Origin of the sequence: Bradyrhizobium sp. LMG 9283, assembly GCF_045571415.1 — a bacterium.
Taxonomy (GTDB): Bacteria; Pseudomonadota; Alphaproteobacteria; order Rhizobiales; family Xanthobacteraceae; genus Bradyrhizobium.
The window spans coordinates 866,494-882,014 of record NZ_CP120691.1; the positions used below are offsets into that span (position 1 = coordinate 866,494).

Sequence of the window (15,521 nt, forward strand, 5' to 3'; positions counted from 1 at the left end):
CGCAATAGCAACTGACACGCATTGCCGAAGAGGATGGTTCGCACCGCTATGTGACGCCGCTGCAACAAATTCGCACGCCCCAAAATGGATGACCCGCCCGGGGGGACAGCCGGGCGGGTCGGGGGCACGACACGGGGTGGATGAGGCGCCCGTGTCGGACGCAGGATCCACGAGGAGATCGGCCTCAGGTAGCTAGATCAGTAACAGGTACGAGCGCGGCCGACGTACTGGCCGAAGGCGTTGTACTGGGCGACCCAGCCGCAGCGGTGATAGCCGTAGTAATAGGGGTCGTTGCTGGCGGCGATCGCGGAGCCGACGACAGCGGCGGTGGCGATGCCGGCGCCGATACCCCAGACCCAGCCGGGCTGCTTGGCTTCGGCCGAGGAGGTGGCGGACACGATGCTGCCGGTCACGGTGAGGGCAGCGAGAGCTGCGGCGGCAATCTTGGTCTTGATCGACATGTGATACTCCATCCGGGGTTGAGGCGGTCCGTTGTGGCCCGCGTGCCCAGTTGGACGGAGGCTCCTCGCGTCCGGTTCGAACACTGGAAATATGGTCGCGGAGAATCGATCTTTCCTGAACGAATCCAGGAGGATGCCGGCTAGCCGAGGGGCCCCTTCGCGAGCCTGTTCACGTCGAAGTTATCGACTTCAGTCAATAGCTCGCAGAACGCCGTTGCGCCCTGATCGATCAGCTGCTCGCCCTTCTCGGTCACGGCCAGCGTCGCATCGCCGACTGCGCCGCTGGCGTTCAGATCCTGCGCCTGCCAGGCGAACGGCGCGGGCCGCTGCGTCGACAGCCAGCGATACTGCTTCTCCATCGCGATGCTGCTCGCGGGAAAATTTGCGATCGCATCGTTGCGCACCTGATCCGGATAGCGCGCCAGCATGATCGAGGTCTCGACCGCGCCGCCGTGAATACCGTGGCGCACTTCCTCGGCCGGGAACAATTTCTCCGCGCCTGAGAGCCGTGACCATGACGTCGTCACCACGAACAGCTTGTGATGCGCGCGCAGATCCTGCGCGACCAGCATCATCGCCGCGCTGTTGCCGCCATGACTGGTGATGATGACGAGCTTCTTCACGCCGCGGCGTGCAACCTCCGCGCCGATCCCGGTCCATCGCTTCAGTGCAACTTCAGTCGGCAGCGTCTGCGTGCCCGGATAGTCGATATGCTCGGTGGAAATCCCGATTGGCTCGACGGGGAGGAAACTGACCGGAACATGTGCGGGCAATAGCGCGCGCACGCGCGTCAGATAGGCGTCCGCGATCAGCACGTCGGTTGTAACAGGCAGATGCGGGCCATGCTGCTCGGTCGCCGCCAGCGGCAGCACCGCGATCCAGCGCGACACCTCCGCTGGGCCCGCATGAGCCCAGTCGATGTCGATCCAGTCGCGGAGCGGCGTCATCAAGGTTTCCTTGCCCGAATTTGTCACGTAATTTGGGGTATGAGGGGGACGCAGGCCTGGCCGGCTCGCGTCCCCTGATGTCATGCGGTTTTATCGCGTTGCCTTCACATCGGCCAGCCACGATCGACGGAGTGCCATCATGACCCCCTCTCATCTGCGGCGAGCGTTAACGGCGAGCTTGTTGGCCGCTATCGCCTCCCTTGCGCCGGCGCGCGCTGAAACGCTCGACAAGGTCACCTTCGGCACCAATTGGGTCGCGGAGGCCGAGCATGGTGGCTTCTTTCAGGCTGTCGCCGACGGCACTTACAAGAAATACGGGCTCGACGTCACCATTGTCCCCGGTGGTCCCAACGAGAACAACCGGATGCTGCTGATCGCCGGCAAGATCGACTTCTTCATGGCCGCGAACACGCTGATGTCATTCGATGCGATCGCCAACAACGTCCCCGTCGTCACCATCGCCGCGATCTTCCAGAAGGATCCACAGGTAATGCTGACGCATCCGGACGCGAAGGTCGGCAAGATCGAGGATCTCAAGCCACTGACGATGTTCGTCTCCAAGGAGGGCATGACCAGCTACTACCAATGGCTGAAGTCCGAATACGGGTTCAGCGAGAAGAACGTCCGTCCCTACAATTTCAATCCGCAGCCCTTCATCGCCAATCCCAAGAGCGCCATGCAGGGTTACGTCACCTCCGAGCCGTTTGCCGTGGAAAAGGCCGCCGGCTTCAAGCCCAACGTGCTGTTGCTCGCCGATTACGGCTTCAACACCTATTCGACGCTGATCGAGACCCGCCGCGACATCGTCGAGAAGAAGCCTGACCTGGTCCAGCGCTTCGTCGATGCTTCCATGATCGGCTGGTACAATTACATCTACCGCGACAATTCCGCCGGTAATGCCATGATCAAGCAGCTCAATCCGGAGATGACCGACGATCTTTTGGCCTATTCCGTGGCCAAGATGAAGGAGCACGGTATCGTCGATTCCGGGGACTCCTTGAAGAACGGCATCGGCGCGATGAGCGACGAGCGCTATGCCTCGTTCTTCAACAAGATGGTGAAGGCCGGCGTGGTGAAGGCGGATCTCGACTTCCGCAAATCCTACACGCTGCGCTTCGTCAACAAGGGCGTCGGCGTCGAGCTCCGCCCGAACAAGCCGTAACGCATGCTGAGATTGGACCAAGCTGCATCGGCATCGTCCACCTCTCCCGAAGGGAGAGGTCGCATCGCATCGTTAGATGCGATGCGGGTGAGGGGTTGCAGTCTTTCGTGGGACCTCTTCCCCCTCACCCGCGCCTGCGGCGCGACCTCTCCCCGTTGGGGAGAGGTGAAGGACGCCGCTCGACCGAGCCTCACCAGAACCAGCGCGCGATGGTAGAGAGCAAAACCTCGCCCGCCGTCGAGGCCAGCCTGACGGCGCTCGCCGTCAGCCTGCGCGGCGTGACGAAGGTCTATGACAACGGCGTCATGGCGCTCGGCCCGTTCGACCTCACTGTCCGCAAGGGCGAATTCATCTCGCTGCTGGGACCGTCCGGCTGCGGCAAATCGACGGTGTTGCGGCTGATCGCCGAGCTCAGCGCGTCCTCATCAGGCACGGTGCGGGTGGCCCGGCACGAGGGCGAGGTGCAGCCGGGCCATGGCATCGGCTTCGTGTTTCAGGAGCCGACCTTGATGCCATGGAGCAACGTGCGCGAGAACGTGCGGCTGCCCTTGAAGCTCGCGGGCGTGCCGAAGGCGGAGGGGCGCGCGCGTGCCGACGCGGCGCTGGCCAGCGTCGGGCTCGCCGATTTTGCCGACGCCTTTCCGCGCGAGCTTTCCGGCGGCATGAAGATGCGGGTGTCGCTGGCCCGCGCGCTCGTCACCGATCCCGATATCCTCCTGATGGACGAGCCGTTCGCCGCGCTCGACGAGATCACGCGCTTCCGTCTCAACAACGACCTGCTCGCGCTGTGGCGAGCCTTGGGCAAGACCGTCATCTTCGTCACCCATTCGGTGTTCGAATCCGTCTATCTGTCGCAGCGCGTCGTGGTGATGACGGCGCGGCCGGGCCGCATCCAGGCCGACATCCGCATCGAGACGGTCGAGCCGCGCGGCGAGGAGTTTCGCACCTCGGCCGCCTATTCCGATTATTGCCGCAGGGTGTCGGCCGCGCTGGCGCCGTCCTATTCGGGACAATCGACGTTATGAACGCGCAAGCTCCGGTGCCCGTAAAATCGTTCCGCGCGCAGCGCGCGATGCGCTTCTTGCTTCCCGTCATCGTGTTCGCAGCTGGCCTCCTCGCCTGGGAACTTGTGGTCCGCATCAAGGAGATCCCGCCTTACGTGCTGCCGGCGCCGTCCATCATCGTCCTGACGCTGATCAAGGACTGGGCGGTGCTGTCACAATCGCTCGCCACCACGCTTTTGACCACGCTCGAAGGGTTTGTCGCCGCCAGCATCGGCGGCATTGCGCTGGCGCTCGTGTTCAACCAGTCGAAATGGCTGGAATATTCGCTGTTCCCCTATGCCGTCGTGCTCCAGGTGACGCCGGTGATTGCGATCGCGCCGCTGCTGCTGATCTACTTGGAGCAGCAGACCGCGGTCGTGGTCTGCGCTTTCATCGTTGCCTTTTTCCCGGTGCTGTCCAACACCACCCTCGGGCTGAACTCGGTCGATCGCAACCTGGCCGGGCTGTTCCAGCTCTACGGCGCCTCGCCACAGCAAGCGCTGCGCTTTCTCAAGCTACCCGCGGCGCTGCCCTACATTCTCGGGGGCTTGCGCATCGCCGGCGGCCTGTCGCTGATCGGTGCGGTCGTGGCCGAGATCGCGGCCGGAACGGCCGGCGCCGGCTCCGGGCTCGCCTACAGGATCGCGGAATCGGGCTATCGCTTGAACATACCTCGCATGTTCGCCGCGCTGCTTTTGTTGTCGCTGGCCGGGATTGTCATCTATGGGGTGCTGGCGCTAGTTTCGCACCTCGTTTTACGGCGCTGGCATGAGAGCGCGCTTGGAAAGGAAAACTGATGGCTGCCGGTTCGATTTCGTCCGAAAAGATCGATCTTTTGATTTATGGACCGGTGCGGCCGATCCTCGAGAACGGGTTTTCCGATCATTTCGTGGTACACAAGGCCGAGACGCGCGGCGATCTCGAGCGGCTGACGCCGGCGGTCCGCGACAAGATCCGCGGCGTCGCCGTGACCTATCACACCGTGCGTGCCGACAGGGATTCGCTGTCGCAGCTGCCGAAGCTGGAGATGGTGGCGAGCTTCGGCGTCGGTTACGACCACATCGACGCCAAATACGCTGCCGAGAACAACATCATCGTCACCAACACGCCCGACGTGCTGACCGAGGAGGTCGCCGACGTCGCGATGGGCCTGTTGATCTCGACTTTGCGCGAGTTCATCAAGGCCGATCGCTATGTGCGCTCCGGACTCTGGCAGACGCAGAACTATCCGCTCAGCGTTGGCTCGCTGCGCGACCGCAAGGTCGGTATCGTCGGCATGGGCCGGATCGGCCAGGCCATCGCGCGCCGGCTCGACGCCTCGCTGGTGCCGGTGGTCTATCACTCGCGCAACCCCTCCAAGGACGTCTCGTACAAGCACTATCCCGATTTGATCGAGATGGCGAAGGCGGTGGATACGCTGATGGTGATCGTGCCCGGCGGCGCCAGCACGAACAAGATGATCAATGCCGAGGTGCTGAAGGCGCTCGGCCCGCGCGGCGTGCTGATCAACGTCGCGCGCGGCTCCGTGGTCGACGAGCCGGCGCTGATCCAGGCGCTGAAATCGGGCACCATCCTCGCCGCCGGCCTCGACGTGTTCGCGGCCGAGCCGAACGTGCCGGATGAGCTCAAGACCATGCAGAACGTCGTGCTGCTGCCGCATATCGGCTCGGCCTCGGTGGTGACTCGCAACGCGATGGACCAACTCGTGGTCGACAACCTCAAATCCTGGTTCGCCGGCAAGGCGCCGTTGACGCCGGTTGCAGAAACGCCGTTCAAGGGGCGCTGATGAGAAGTCTTCGGGTCGTTGCATTCGCCGTCGCAGCCTGCTTGGCCGCGATCGGTATCGCGCATGCGCAGGATGCGACGACCCTGAAGAAGCAGATGCCCGGGCAGTGGGAGCTCTCGACCACAGAGCGCAGCAAGACCTGCGTCGTCACGCTCAAAGGTGACGCCGCGGGCCAGGGCTTCAAGCTGGAGCTGGAGCCGGCCTGCAAGACCGCGCTGCCCTTCACCAAGGACATCGTCGCCTGGAGCGTGAAGGGCCTCGACATCGTTCGCTTGCAGGATGCGACCGGCGAAGCCGTGATCGACTTCACCGAGGTCGAGGCCGGCATCTTCGAGGGCCTGCGCCAGGGCGAGGGCGTCTACATCCTGCAGGACCTCGCCGCCGCGCGTTCGATGGCCAAGTCGATGGACCAGATGATCGGCGACTGGTCGATGGTGCGCGGCAACGGCCAGCCGGTGTGCGGGCTGACGCTGACCAACACCGAAGCGAGCCCGGACAATTTCCAGGTCTTCCTCAAGCCGAAATGCGATCCGGCCATCGCGCAGTTCAACCCGACGCAATGGCGGCTCGAGCGCGGCCAGATCATCCTGATGTCGAAGGCAGGCGAAGCCTGGCAGTTCGAGGCCGACGACAACGCCCAGTGGCGCCGCGTCCCTGATACGGCCGATCCGCTGATCATGCTGCGCCAGTAGGCACTGGCGCGGTGCGCGGAGTCGTCGTGCTCCGGAACGAAACGGTCTAGTGTTGAACCAATAGAGCCACGGGTTCTCTTAACCTCTCCCGCTTGCGGGAGAGGTCGGCGCGAAGCGCCGGGTGAGGGCTCTCTCCTCTTGGGGGTTCTTCGTCGCGGAGACAGCCCTCCCCCGCGAGCGGGGGAGGGAGTGCGCCTGCTTCCCGAGAAGCACCCGAGCCTCATCCATTGCGCCTACGTCGTCACCTTCGGCGGCGGCGCGGTGCCTTGCGCCCATTTCTCCATCTTGCCGAGCACGCCCCAGGCGGTGAGCGCCAGCGAGATCGGCATCGCGAACTGGCCGAGGCCCGGCACCGCGGACACGATGGTCCCGAGCAATCCGGCAATGCCTCCCGCATTAGGGCTCGCCGTCACCGATGAGAGCAGCGCGGTGAGCACCGAGCCGATCAGGCCGAGCGCGGTCTTCTTGCCGTTGAGCAGCTTGCCGATGGTCTCGCCGAGCGCGCCGTTGACCTGGCCGAGCACGGGTTTGCCGTCCTTGTTGAGCAGGGTGCTGAGCAGATCGACGACCTGCTTCAGCTGATCGACCGGGGCGGGGCTTGTCGGCGTGACTGGTCCTGGCATGGGCGCCGTCTTGTTGATGAGGGCGAAAAGCCGCTCGAACAGCGTGATCGGATCGTTGGCAGCCGGCGGTGCGATCACCGGCGGCGTGCTTGTCGCTGGCAGGCCGCCCCGCATGATTTGCGCGAGATCCTCCAGCCGCTTCAGGATCTGCGACAGGTCAACGGTCGGGGCGGGGGTGACCGGCTGCTGCGCCGCGCGCGTGATGGCGGCTACCGTCATCGGATCCAGGACGCCGGTTTCGGCGATGCCGTGCTGCTGCTGAAACTGCGCCACCGCCGCCTTGGTCTTCGGACCGACAATGCCGTCCTCGTCCAGCATCGGATTGGCGCCGAGGTTGTTGAGGCATTTCTGCATCAACAGCGCTGTCGATGCCATCTGCTCCTCGGGTTCGAGATGGCTCAGCATGGTTGGGCCGCCGTCGAAAGTGATCGACGCATCGAGCTCCATCATCGCCTTGAGGATCACCGCAGCGCCGAGCTGCGGATCGACCGTGCCCGGGTCGAGCGAGCCGTCGCTGACGAACTTGCCGCCCCTTTGCTCGGGCGGGCCGTAGACGTTGGACCCCGACCAGAGATAGGGCGAGTTGACCCCGCGGCCGCGATAGCCGAAGCCGTTGTACTGCTCCAGGCGGAACATCGTCTTCGCGATGCTCCAGTCGCGGGCGCCGACGAATCCCTCGAGCCTGAGCGCATCGACGGCGCCTTCGGCGAACGAGGCGAACGGGCCGCGCCCCTTGGGGACGATTGTCGTCACCCGATTCAGCGGCTGGCCGTTGCCGAGATAGGTGTTGAAGTTGAAGCTGGATTCACGTGAGTGCAGCACCGCGACGAACCACCAGGGCACGTCGGTCTTGTTCTGGATCTCCGTGTACGTGTCCTTGTGGTTGATGGCCTTGCGCGCCGCTTGGGTGGCGGCCTCGGCGCGCCCGGACCTGATCCTCATGTTGGACCAGTTTCGTTCGTATTCGTCCTTGATAGCCTCGAATGACACCTTCATGTCCTGCTCCCAATGAAAAACATTGAATTGCGAAATGATGAAATTGGCCGGGCGTTCGCGGAGATCAGAGTGGATCAGGCGGCGTGATCAGCGCGTGACACCAGCGTGATCCCCCGCAATGTGGCACCTTGTCTGCCGGGCGCATGTGAACTGGCTTACATCCTCGGCGGGAAACGAGCGGCAGGATAGGGGCGGGGACCGGCGCCGGCCGGGCGGCCGTCTCCAAGGGAACCGGCGGGGCCGTCAGTCGGTTGACGAGGTTGAAGGTCCGGCAAGGAGCCCCGCATGGCCAAGCGCGTCCTCGCGATCGGTATCGAACCCGGCAATGCCGACTACAGCGCATTCCCGCAGCTGACGCCGGAGCTCGTGCGCGACTACATCGAGGCGCAGCTCCTGCGCCTGCGCGATCTCGGCTTCGAGGTCACGAGCTGCCTGATCGATCTCGATGCCACGGCGGAGGCCGGAGTCACGGCGGCCTTGCGCGACGAGCGCTTCGACTGCATCGTGATCGGCGCCGGCCTGCGCGAGCCCAGGGAGCGTCTGCTGCTGTTCGAGAAGGTGCTGAACCTCGTCCATCGCCTGGCGCCGGATGCCGCGATCTGCTTCAACACCACGCCTGCCGACACGGCGGAGGCGGTGCAGCGCTGGATCGAGCCGACATGATCGCTACGCCTAAACCGGAATGGCTTTAGGTTGAATCGATTCCCGCGGCTCGTTCACCTCTCCCGCTTGCGGGAGAGGCGCAGGCCGCCCTCGGCGGCCGTGATCTCAAGAGACGCCGAGGCAAAGCCTCGGCTATGGCGAAGCGCCGGGTGAGGGCTTTCTCCTCATGGGGATTGTCCCATTGCGGAAGCACCCTCTCCCCAGCCTTCTCCCGCAAGCGGGAGAGGGAGCGTACCTCCGTCGTTGAGCGATCAAGCCTCATTTCATCACGCTCTAGATCAACCGCATCCCGCGCAGGCTGGCATGCCCGTTTTTGCCGACAATGATGTGATCGTGCACGGCAATCCCCAGCGGCTTCGCGATGTCGATGATGGCCTTCGTCATCTGGATGTCAGCCTGCGACGGCGAGGGATCACCGGAGGGGTGGTTGTGCACCAGGATCAGCGCGGTCGCGGAGAGCTCGAGCGCGCGCTTGATCACCTCGCGCGGATAGACCGGGGTGTGGTCGACCGTGCCGGTCTGCTGCACCTCGTCGGCGATCAGCTGGTTGCGCTTGTCCAGGAACAGCAGGCGGAACTGCTCCTTGTCGGCAAACGCCATGCTGGTGCGGCAATAGGCGATCACCTCGTTCCAGGATGACAGCGCGTTGCGGCTGTTGACCTCGCCCTTGGCGACGCGATGCGCCGCTGCGGCGATCAACTTGAGCTGGTTGATCGCGGACTCGCCGACCCCGTCGACCTCGCGCAAGCGCGCCACCGGTGCATGCACGACCTCGGCGAACGAGCCGAAGGTCTTGATCAGCGTCTTCGCCAGCGGCTTGGTGTCGCGCCGCGGTAGCGCCGGAAACAGCGCCATCTCCAGCAGCTCGTAGTCGCTGAGCGCATCCGCGCCCGCGCTGTAGAAGCGCTCGCGCAGCCGCTCGCGATGGCCGAGATAGTGCGGCTCGTCCTCAGGCTTGCTCTTGTCGTGGTCTGGCTTGGCGGGCATGGGCCGCCAGCATTGCCTTGTCGACGGAATTTTTCAACCGACAATTGCACTGCCCTCATGGCCTCCGCATGGGGGCGGTTACCGCCATGACGCCGATGACGATAAACGTCATGCCGGCCAGCATCGACCAGGTGAAGCTCTCGCCAAGGAGCGTGGTCCCGAGCGCCACGGCGAAGCCGGCGCGCAGGTAGCTTCCGCTCGTCGTGCCGAGCGGACCAAGCGTATGGATCAGGCGGAAATAGATCACCATAGCGATCGCGGTGCAGACGATCGCCAGGCCGAGCACCGCCGTGATCGCCTGTATCGTCGGCGCGATTGTCCAGGGCCGATCGAGGATAGCGGCGATGGGCAGCATCAGGGCCGCGGCGCAGCTCATCGCGCCGGCTGCCGTGACGATCGCGGGAAGGCCCGCGAACCGCTGCCCCCAGATCGGTGCGAGCGCGTAGCAGAAGCTCGCCGCCAGGACGGCGGCCTGCGCCAGCGGCGCGGCGGTGCCGAACCCCGAGCGCGCGTCAACTCGCATGGTGAGGGCGACGCCGGCCAGGCCCAGCGCAACACCGATGATCTTGCGGCCGCTGATCGCCTCTCGCCCGCGTCCGGTCGACATCGCGATCGCCAGCACGAATATCGGCGGGGTCGCATTGAGCACGCCGGCGAGACCGCTTGTGATATGCGTTTCGCCCCAGCTGATCAGGGTGAAGGGCAGCGCGCTTTGCAGCAGCCCTTGCACGACGAAAGCCGCCCACACCGGCCCTTGGCGCGGCAGGGCATGTCCCTGCGCGAGAGCGATCAAGATCAAGAGAACGGCCGCGATCGTCACCCGCGCCGCGACCATCGTGAAGGGCGGGATCGTCGGAAGCGCGACCTTGATGAGCGTGAATGAGCTGCCCCAGATCAGGGAGAGAAGCAGCAGGAGTCCGATTTCGAGCGCGAGACGGGTTTGTCCTGATGTCGTCTGTTGCGCCTGTGTGCTCATGCGATCTGCTCCGGGATCTATCGACACCATGGTCCGGAGCGGCGCTGCAGGCTGGCTGGATTCGGACCTCATCGCCCGGTCGAGTCCGATTTCAGCTACTCGGCGGGGCGTCTTGAAACTATGATTTCGCCATGACGACAGGCTCGGCGCATCGGCAGACGCTGCCACCGCATCTCGACTGGGAAACCTGCGATCGGGCGCGCCTCGCGCGTGCGCGCGCTTTCGACGGCCTGTTCTTCTCCGGCGTTCGCTCGACGCGCATCTATTGCCGGCCGGTCTGTCCGGTGCGTCCGGCCCGCTCCGAGAACGTCACCTTCTATGCGACCGCGGCGGCCGCCGAGCGAGCCGGCTTTCGCCCGTGCCTGCGCTGCCGGCCGGAAACCGCGCCGGGCTCGCCGGCCTGGATGGGGACGGCGACCACCGTTGCGCGCGGCATGCGCCTGATCAATGACGGCTTTCTCGATCGCGCGACCATGACCGAGCTTGCGGAAGCCCTGGGCGTCGGGCCGCGTCACCTGCTCCGCCTGTTCATGCGTCATGCCGGCGCAAGCCCGAGTGAGATCGCCGCGACGCGCCGCGTGCAGGAAGCCAAGCGGCTTATCGACCAGACCGAGATGACATTGGCGGAGATTGCGTTTGCGGCCGGCTTCGGCAGCATCCGTAGATTCAACGACGCCTTTGCCGCGACATACAAGCGGCCACCGTCGTCATTCTGCCGCCGGGGCTAGGACAACGCGATCAGGCGCCGATCTGCTTCTCGCCGTGCCGCTCCGACAGCGTGAAAATCTCGACGCCCGTCGCGGTGACGCCGACGGAGTGCTCGAACTGCGCCGACAGCGAGCGGTCGCGGGTGACCGCGGTCCAGCCGTCAGAGAGAATTTTGACGTGCGGCTTGCCGAGATTGATCATCGGCTCGATGGTGAAGAACATGCCAGGCTTGAGCTGCACGCCCTCGCCAGGCCGGCCGATATGGATGATGTTCGGCTCGTCGTGGAACATGCGCCCGAGGCCATGGCCGCAGAAATCGCGCACCACGCTCATGCCCTGCGGCTCGACGAAGCTCTGAATGGCGTGGCCGATGTCGCCGGTGGTGGCGCCGGGCTTCACCGCGGCGATGCCGCGCATCATCGCTTCATAAGTGACCTCGATCAGCCGCTCGGCCTTGCGGGCGATCGGGCCGATCGCATACATCCGGCTGGAATCGCCATACCAGCCGTCGACGATGAAGGTGACGTCGATATTGACGATGTCGCCTTCCTTCAGCGGACGGTCGCCAGGCATGCCGTGGCAGACCACGTGGTTGAGCGAGGTGCAGGTCGAGTAGCGGTAGCCGCGATACATCAGTGTCGCCGGATAGGCGCCATGGCTGAAGGCGAAGTCGCGGACGAATTCGTCGAGGCGCGAGGTCGGCACGCCCGGCCCGACGATGTCAGTGAGCTCGTCGAGGCATTTCGCCACCAGCGCCCCCGCCTTGCGCATGCCGGCAAAGGCGCTCGGCCCATGCAGCTTGATCTGTCCGGTCTTGCGCAGGGAGGTATCGGTGGCTTCGACGTAGCTCATGCGTGTCAAATCTTCTCGGGGCTGATCTCGATATCGGCGGAAAGGCTTGATTTCACGCCCTAATTTAATGATTGGCGGCCTTCATGCAAGCCGAGGGTGCCAGCCTTCGGTGCGAAAGCGGCCTAATTCGGGACTTCGACGGTGGTTTCCACCGGCAGGGCGCCGCCGCGGATGCGGATTTCGCGGACGGGATAGGGAACCCGGATGCCCTCGCGCTTGAACGCGTCCCACAGCGCCAGCATCACGTCGCTTTTGACCTTGTCCATGCCGTCGGGGTCGGCGATCCAGAAGGTCAGCGAGAACTTCATGCCGGCTTCCGCGAACTCGGTCAGGATGCAGGTCGGCGGCTTGCCCTTCTGCGCGCGCGGATGGGCGGCGGCGGTCTCGGCGGCGAGCGTGCAGACCAGGCTGGGATCGGCGTCGTAATTGGTGCCGAAGGCGATCTTCACCAGCGTGTTCTTGTCGGTATAGGTCCAGTTGACGACCTTCTGCGTCACCAGATCCTCGTTCGGCACCAGGAATTCGCGGCCGTCGCCGGCGGCGACGGAGATATAGCGCGTTTTCATCGCGCTGATGCGACCGGTATTGTCACCGATGGTGACGAGATCGCCGGGCTTCACCGATTTGTCGGCGAGCAGGATGATGCCCGAGATGAAATTGGCCACGATCTTCTGCAGGCCGATACCGATGCCGACGCCGACTGCGCCGGAGAACACTGCGAGCGCCGACAGGTCGATGCCGACGGCGCCGAGTGCAATGACGATTGCGACGGCAAGAAGCCCGATGCGGATGATCTTCACCAGCAGCACCTGCACCGACGGCGTGAGGTCGGTGGTGGCGTTGATCCGGCTCTCGGCGAAATTGCTCGCGATGTTGGTGAGCCAGAGCGCGATCAGCAGCAGCGCGCCGGCCTTGAGCGCCAAGAGCGGGGTCAGCCTGAGGCCGCCGAGCACGATCGCGAAGGAATCCAGCAGGTCGACCGTCGCGTCGAGCTGGCCGACGATGGAGAGTGCGGCGACGAACCAGGCCGTGATCGACACCAGCTTGACGATGAAGGCGTTGCGCAGCACCGAGGTCACGAGACGGATCACGAGCCAGGCGAAGCCCAGCTTGGCTGCGACCATCAGGAGATAGCTGCGGCTCGGCCAGGTCGCGTGGTACATCACCACGCGCGAGATCATCACGAGCAGCGTGAACACCGCCGTCGAGGCGCTGGAGACCATCACCCGGACGAAGTGCCGGAGCGGCAGCGGCCAGCGCATCGCCAGTGACGTCATGTCGACGCGGCTGCGAATGGCGGCCTCCGCGGCATAGGCGATGCCGGCCGCGGCCATGATGAGACCGAATTGCAGGTAGAACCAGGGTGAGGAGATTTCCGCCCCGACGCTGCGCGCGGTCGTCTGCACGAACTCCATGAAGTCTTTGAGGTCCATGTCCATCGGTCTCGTCGGCAAAGCGGGGAGGAATTGATTCGAGGGAGCCGCAGAATCCCACAAAGGGCACGGCCCGGCCATCGATACACCGCCAAGTGAAGCGCGTTAAGGCCGTAAAATACGGGCAGATTGCCGCGAGGAGCGAAAATGGGTTGGCGTGCGAGTCCGCCGACGATAAGGATGAAATTCTAGCTATTTGTACCCGGAAGGTGGATGGCCTCCCTCGACTCCGTCAGTCTCGCCATATTGCTTGGCGCCGTCCTCGTCATGGCCGGCATCCTCTCAAGCTTGCTCGCGCTGCGTTTCGGGGCGCCCCTGCTGCTCGTCTTCCTTGCCATTGGCATGCTCGCCGGCGATTCCGGCCCTGGGCAGCTGCAATTCGATGACGTCCGCACCACCTATCTGGTCGGCTCGGTCGCGCTCGCCTTGATCCTGTTCGACGGCGGCTTGCGCACGCGCTTTGCCAGCATCCGCACCGTGCTCGCGCCCTCCGTGGTGCTCGCGACCGTCGGCGTGCTGCTGACCGCGGTGGTCACGGCGCCGTTCGCGAAATACGCGCTCGAGCTCAACTGGGCAGAGTCGCTGCTGGTCGGTGCCGTGGTGGCCTCGACCGACGCGGCGGCTGTGTTCCTGCTGGTGCATACCCAGGGCTTGCGCCTGCGCCCGCGTGTCGGCGCGACGCTGGAGGCGGAATCCGGCACCAACGATCCCTTCGCGATCTTCCTCACGCTGATGCTGGTGGAATACATCTCGGTCGGCTCGAGCTCGGCTGGCCATGTGCTGATGGAGTTCGTCCTGGAGGCGGCGCTGGGCGCCATCGTCGGCGTCATCGGCGGCCGCCTCGTCGTGATCGCCCTCAACCAGGTAGCGCTGCCGCAGGGCCTGCACGCTCCGTTCGTGACCACGGGCGCGCTCGTGATCTTCGGCGGCGCGCAGATCATGCACGCCTCCGGCTTCCTCGCGGTCTATCTCGCCGGCATCATCATCGGCAACCGGCCGACCCGCGCGCATAATTCGGTGGTGACGTTCCTCGATGCCGCGACCTGGCTGGCGCAGATCGTGATGTTCGTGCTGCTCGGCCTTCTGGTCTCGCCGAGCCGGCTCGGCGCCAGCATATTGCCGGCGGTCGCCGTCGCGCTCGTCCTGATGCTGATCGCGCGGCCGCTTGCGGTGTTTGCGTGCCTTATGCCATTCCGCTTCAACTGGCGCGAAAAGATCTTCATCGCCTGGACCGGCTTGCGCGGCGCGGTCGCGATCTTCCTGGCCTCGATCCCGATGCTGGTCGGACTGTCGAAGGCCTATCTCTATTTCGACGTCGCCTTCGTCGTCGTCATCATCTCGCTCTTGCTGCAAGGCTGGACCCTGGCGCCCGCGGCGCGCAAGCTGCACGTCGCACTGCCGCGCGCCGAGCGCGGCCCGCGCCGCGTCGAATTGGATCTGCCCGGCCAGCTCGAGCAGCAGCTGGTCGGCTATCCGGTGCGGCCCAAGAGCCTGTATTTCCGCCGCGGCCTGATCCCGTCCTGGTCCAAGCCGACGCTCGTTATCCGCAACGAGAACATCCTGACGCCGACCGAAGCCGACCCGATCGCGCCCGGGGACTACATCTATTTGCTGGCGCCGCCGGAAAAGGCCGAGTCGCTCGACCGCTTCTTCGTCGACATGCAGCCGAGCTCGGCGCCCGATCCGCATCTGCTCGGCGACTTCATGGTCTCCGGCGAGCACACGCTCGCCGAGCTCGCCGAGATCTACGGCGTGAAGGTGAGCGAGGACGAGAGCAAGCTCACGCTCGCCGATTATTTCGACGTCCATCTCGACCGTGCGCCGAAAGAGGGCGCCGAGCTGCCGCTGGACGAGATCGTGCTGGTCGCGCGCAGCATCTCCGGCGGCCGCGTCAACATCGTCGGCCTGCGCCTGCCGGAAGAGGACGATACGCCCGCGCCGCTGACGCGCGCGCAGGCGCTGCGGAAGAGGCTTGCGGAGCTGTGGACCTCGGTGGCGGGGGTTTGACGCGTCGTAGGGTGGGCAAAGGCGCCCTTGCGCCGTGCCCACCAGCAGACAAGACGGTGGGCACGGCGCGCGAAGAACGCGCCTTTGCCCACCCTACTTGGCTGCCTTGGCACCTCTGGCGCCGTTCGCACAAAACCGCCACCAAATTGCCGCATCCGCCGAAGATTTGCGCGGCCTCGTGACCG

15 protein-coding genes are annotated in these 15,521 nt (G+C 64.9%); 8 read left to right on the plus strand and 7 right to left on the minus strand.

Going from position 1 to position 15,521, the window contains the following annotated elements; all coding sequences use genetic code 11:
* Positions 1–197 precede the first annotated feature (197 nt).
* Both P6U29_RS04010 and P6U29_RS04015 read right to left on the minus strand, forming a co-directional pair.
* Entirely contained in the window at positions 198–461 is a 264-nt protein-coding gene (locus tag P6U29_RS04010) for a hypothetical protein (protein WP_407116414.1), read from the minus strand.
* 140 nt (positions 462–601) lie between these two features.
* Positions 602–1,408 (minus strand): creatininase family protein, encoded by an 807-nt coding sequence (locus P6U29_RS04015; RefSeq protein ID WP_407116415.1) that lies wholly within the window; start codon positions 1,406–1,408, stop codon positions 602–604.
* 139 nt (positions 1,409–1,547) lie between these two features.
* Here P6U29_RS04015 and P6U29_RS04020 point away from each other — a divergent pair, with 139 nt between their 5' ends.
* The 5 genes from P6U29_RS04020 (at position 1,548) to P6U29_RS04040 (ending at position 6,091) form a co-directional block, all read left to right on the plus strand.
* Complete coding sequence (locus tag P6U29_RS04020; protein ID WP_407116416.1) at positions 1,548–2,570, plus strand: ABC transporter substrate-binding protein; 1,023 nt, start codon at positions 1,548–1,550, stop codon at positions 2,568–2,570.
* A 209-nt stretch (positions 2,571–2,779) separates the two neighbouring features.
* A complete protein-coding gene (locus P6U29_RS04025) occupies positions 2,780–3,595 on the plus strand; it encodes an ABC transporter ATP-binding protein (protein ID WP_407116417.1) in 816 nt (271 codons plus the stop codon).
* The gene (locus tag P6U29_RS04030; RefSeq protein WP_407116418.1) at positions 3,592–4,410 is read left to right on the plus strand and encodes an ABC transporter permease; all 819 of its coding nucleotides are present in this window, start codon (positions 3,592–3,594) and stop codon (positions 4,408–4,410) included. Before P6U29_RS04025 ends, P6U29_RS04030 begins: the two co-directional genes overlap by 4 nt.
* Positions 4,410–5,399, plus strand: coding sequence for a 2-hydroxyacid dehydrogenase (locus P6U29_RS04035; protein ID WP_407116419.1), 990 nt, complete (start codon positions 4,410–4,412; stop codon positions 5,397–5,399). The genes P6U29_RS04030 and P6U29_RS04035 overlap by 1 nt, the downstream gene beginning before the upstream one ends.
* Positions 5,399–6,091: an AprI/Inh family metalloprotease inhibitor gene (locus tag P6U29_RS04040; RefSeq protein ID WP_407116420.1), complete on the plus strand. Its 693-nt coding sequence runs from the start codon at positions 5,399–5,401 to the stop codon at positions 6,089–6,091. The genes P6U29_RS04035 and P6U29_RS04040 overlap by 1 nt, the downstream gene beginning before the upstream one ends.
* A gap of 233 nt (positions 6,092–6,324) precedes the next feature.
* Here P6U29_RS04040 and P6U29_RS04045 read toward each other — a convergent pair whose 3' ends face one another.
* Positions 6,325–7,710, minus strand: coding sequence for a peptidoglycan-binding protein (locus tag P6U29_RS04045; RefSeq protein WP_407116421.1), 1,386 nt, complete (start codon positions 7,708–7,710; stop codon positions 6,325–6,327).
* Between the two features lie 285 nt (positions 7,711–7,995).
* On the opposite strand from P6U29_RS04045, the gene P6U29_RS04050 reads away from it, so the two are divergent.
* Positions 7,996–8,373, plus strand: a complete 378-nt coding sequence (locus P6U29_RS04050; RefSeq protein WP_407116422.1) for a hypothetical protein — start codon at positions 7,996–7,998, stop codon at positions 8,371–8,373.
* Between the two features lie 273 nt (positions 8,374–8,646).
* Here the strand turns inward: P6U29_RS04050 and radC are convergent, their stop codons facing one another.
* Together radC and P6U29_RS04060 are read right to left on the minus strand one after the other, a co-directional pair.
* Positions 8,647–9,360, minus strand: a complete 714-nt coding sequence (gene radC, locus P6U29_RS04055) for a DNA repair protein RadC (RefSeq protein WP_407116423.1) — start codon at positions 9,358–9,360, stop codon at positions 8,647–8,649.
* 55 nt (positions 9,361–9,415) lie between these two features.
* A complete protein-coding gene (locus tag P6U29_RS04060; RefSeq protein ID WP_407116424.1) occupies positions 9,416–10,336 on the minus strand; it encodes a DMT family transporter in 921 nt (306 codons plus the stop codon).
* A 131-nt stretch (positions 10,337–10,467) separates the two neighbouring features.
* Between P6U29_RS04060 and P6U29_RS04065 the strand changes: the two genes are divergently transcribed.
* A complete protein-coding gene (locus P6U29_RS04065; protein WP_407116425.1) occupies positions 10,468–11,064 on the plus strand; it encodes a bifunctional transcriptional activator/DNA repair enzyme AdaA in 597 nt (198 codons plus the stop codon).
* A gap of 10 nt (positions 11,065–11,074) precedes the next feature.
* On the opposite strand, the gene map is transcribed toward P6U29_RS04065, so the two are convergent.
* On the minus strand, positions 11,075–11,896 hold the full coding sequence (gene map / locus P6U29_RS04070) for a type I methionyl aminopeptidase (protein ID WP_407116426.1): 822 nt from the start codon (positions 11,894–11,896) through the stop codon (positions 11,075–11,077).
* Between the two features lie 122 nt (positions 11,897–12,018).
* On the minus strand, positions 12,019–13,335 hold the full coding sequence (locus tag P6U29_RS04075) for a mechanosensitive ion channel family protein (RefSeq protein WP_407116427.1): 1,317 nt from the start codon (positions 13,333–13,335) through the stop codon (positions 12,019–12,021).
* A 207-nt stretch (positions 13,336–13,542) separates the two neighbouring features.
* Between P6U29_RS04075 and P6U29_RS04080 the strand changes: the two genes are divergently transcribed.
* Positions 13,543–15,336 (plus strand): potassium/proton antiporter, encoded by a 1,794-nt coding sequence (locus P6U29_RS04080; protein ID WP_407116428.1) that lies wholly within the window; start codon positions 13,543–13,545, stop codon positions 15,334–15,336.
* Positions 15,337–15,521 lie beyond the last annotated feature (185 nt).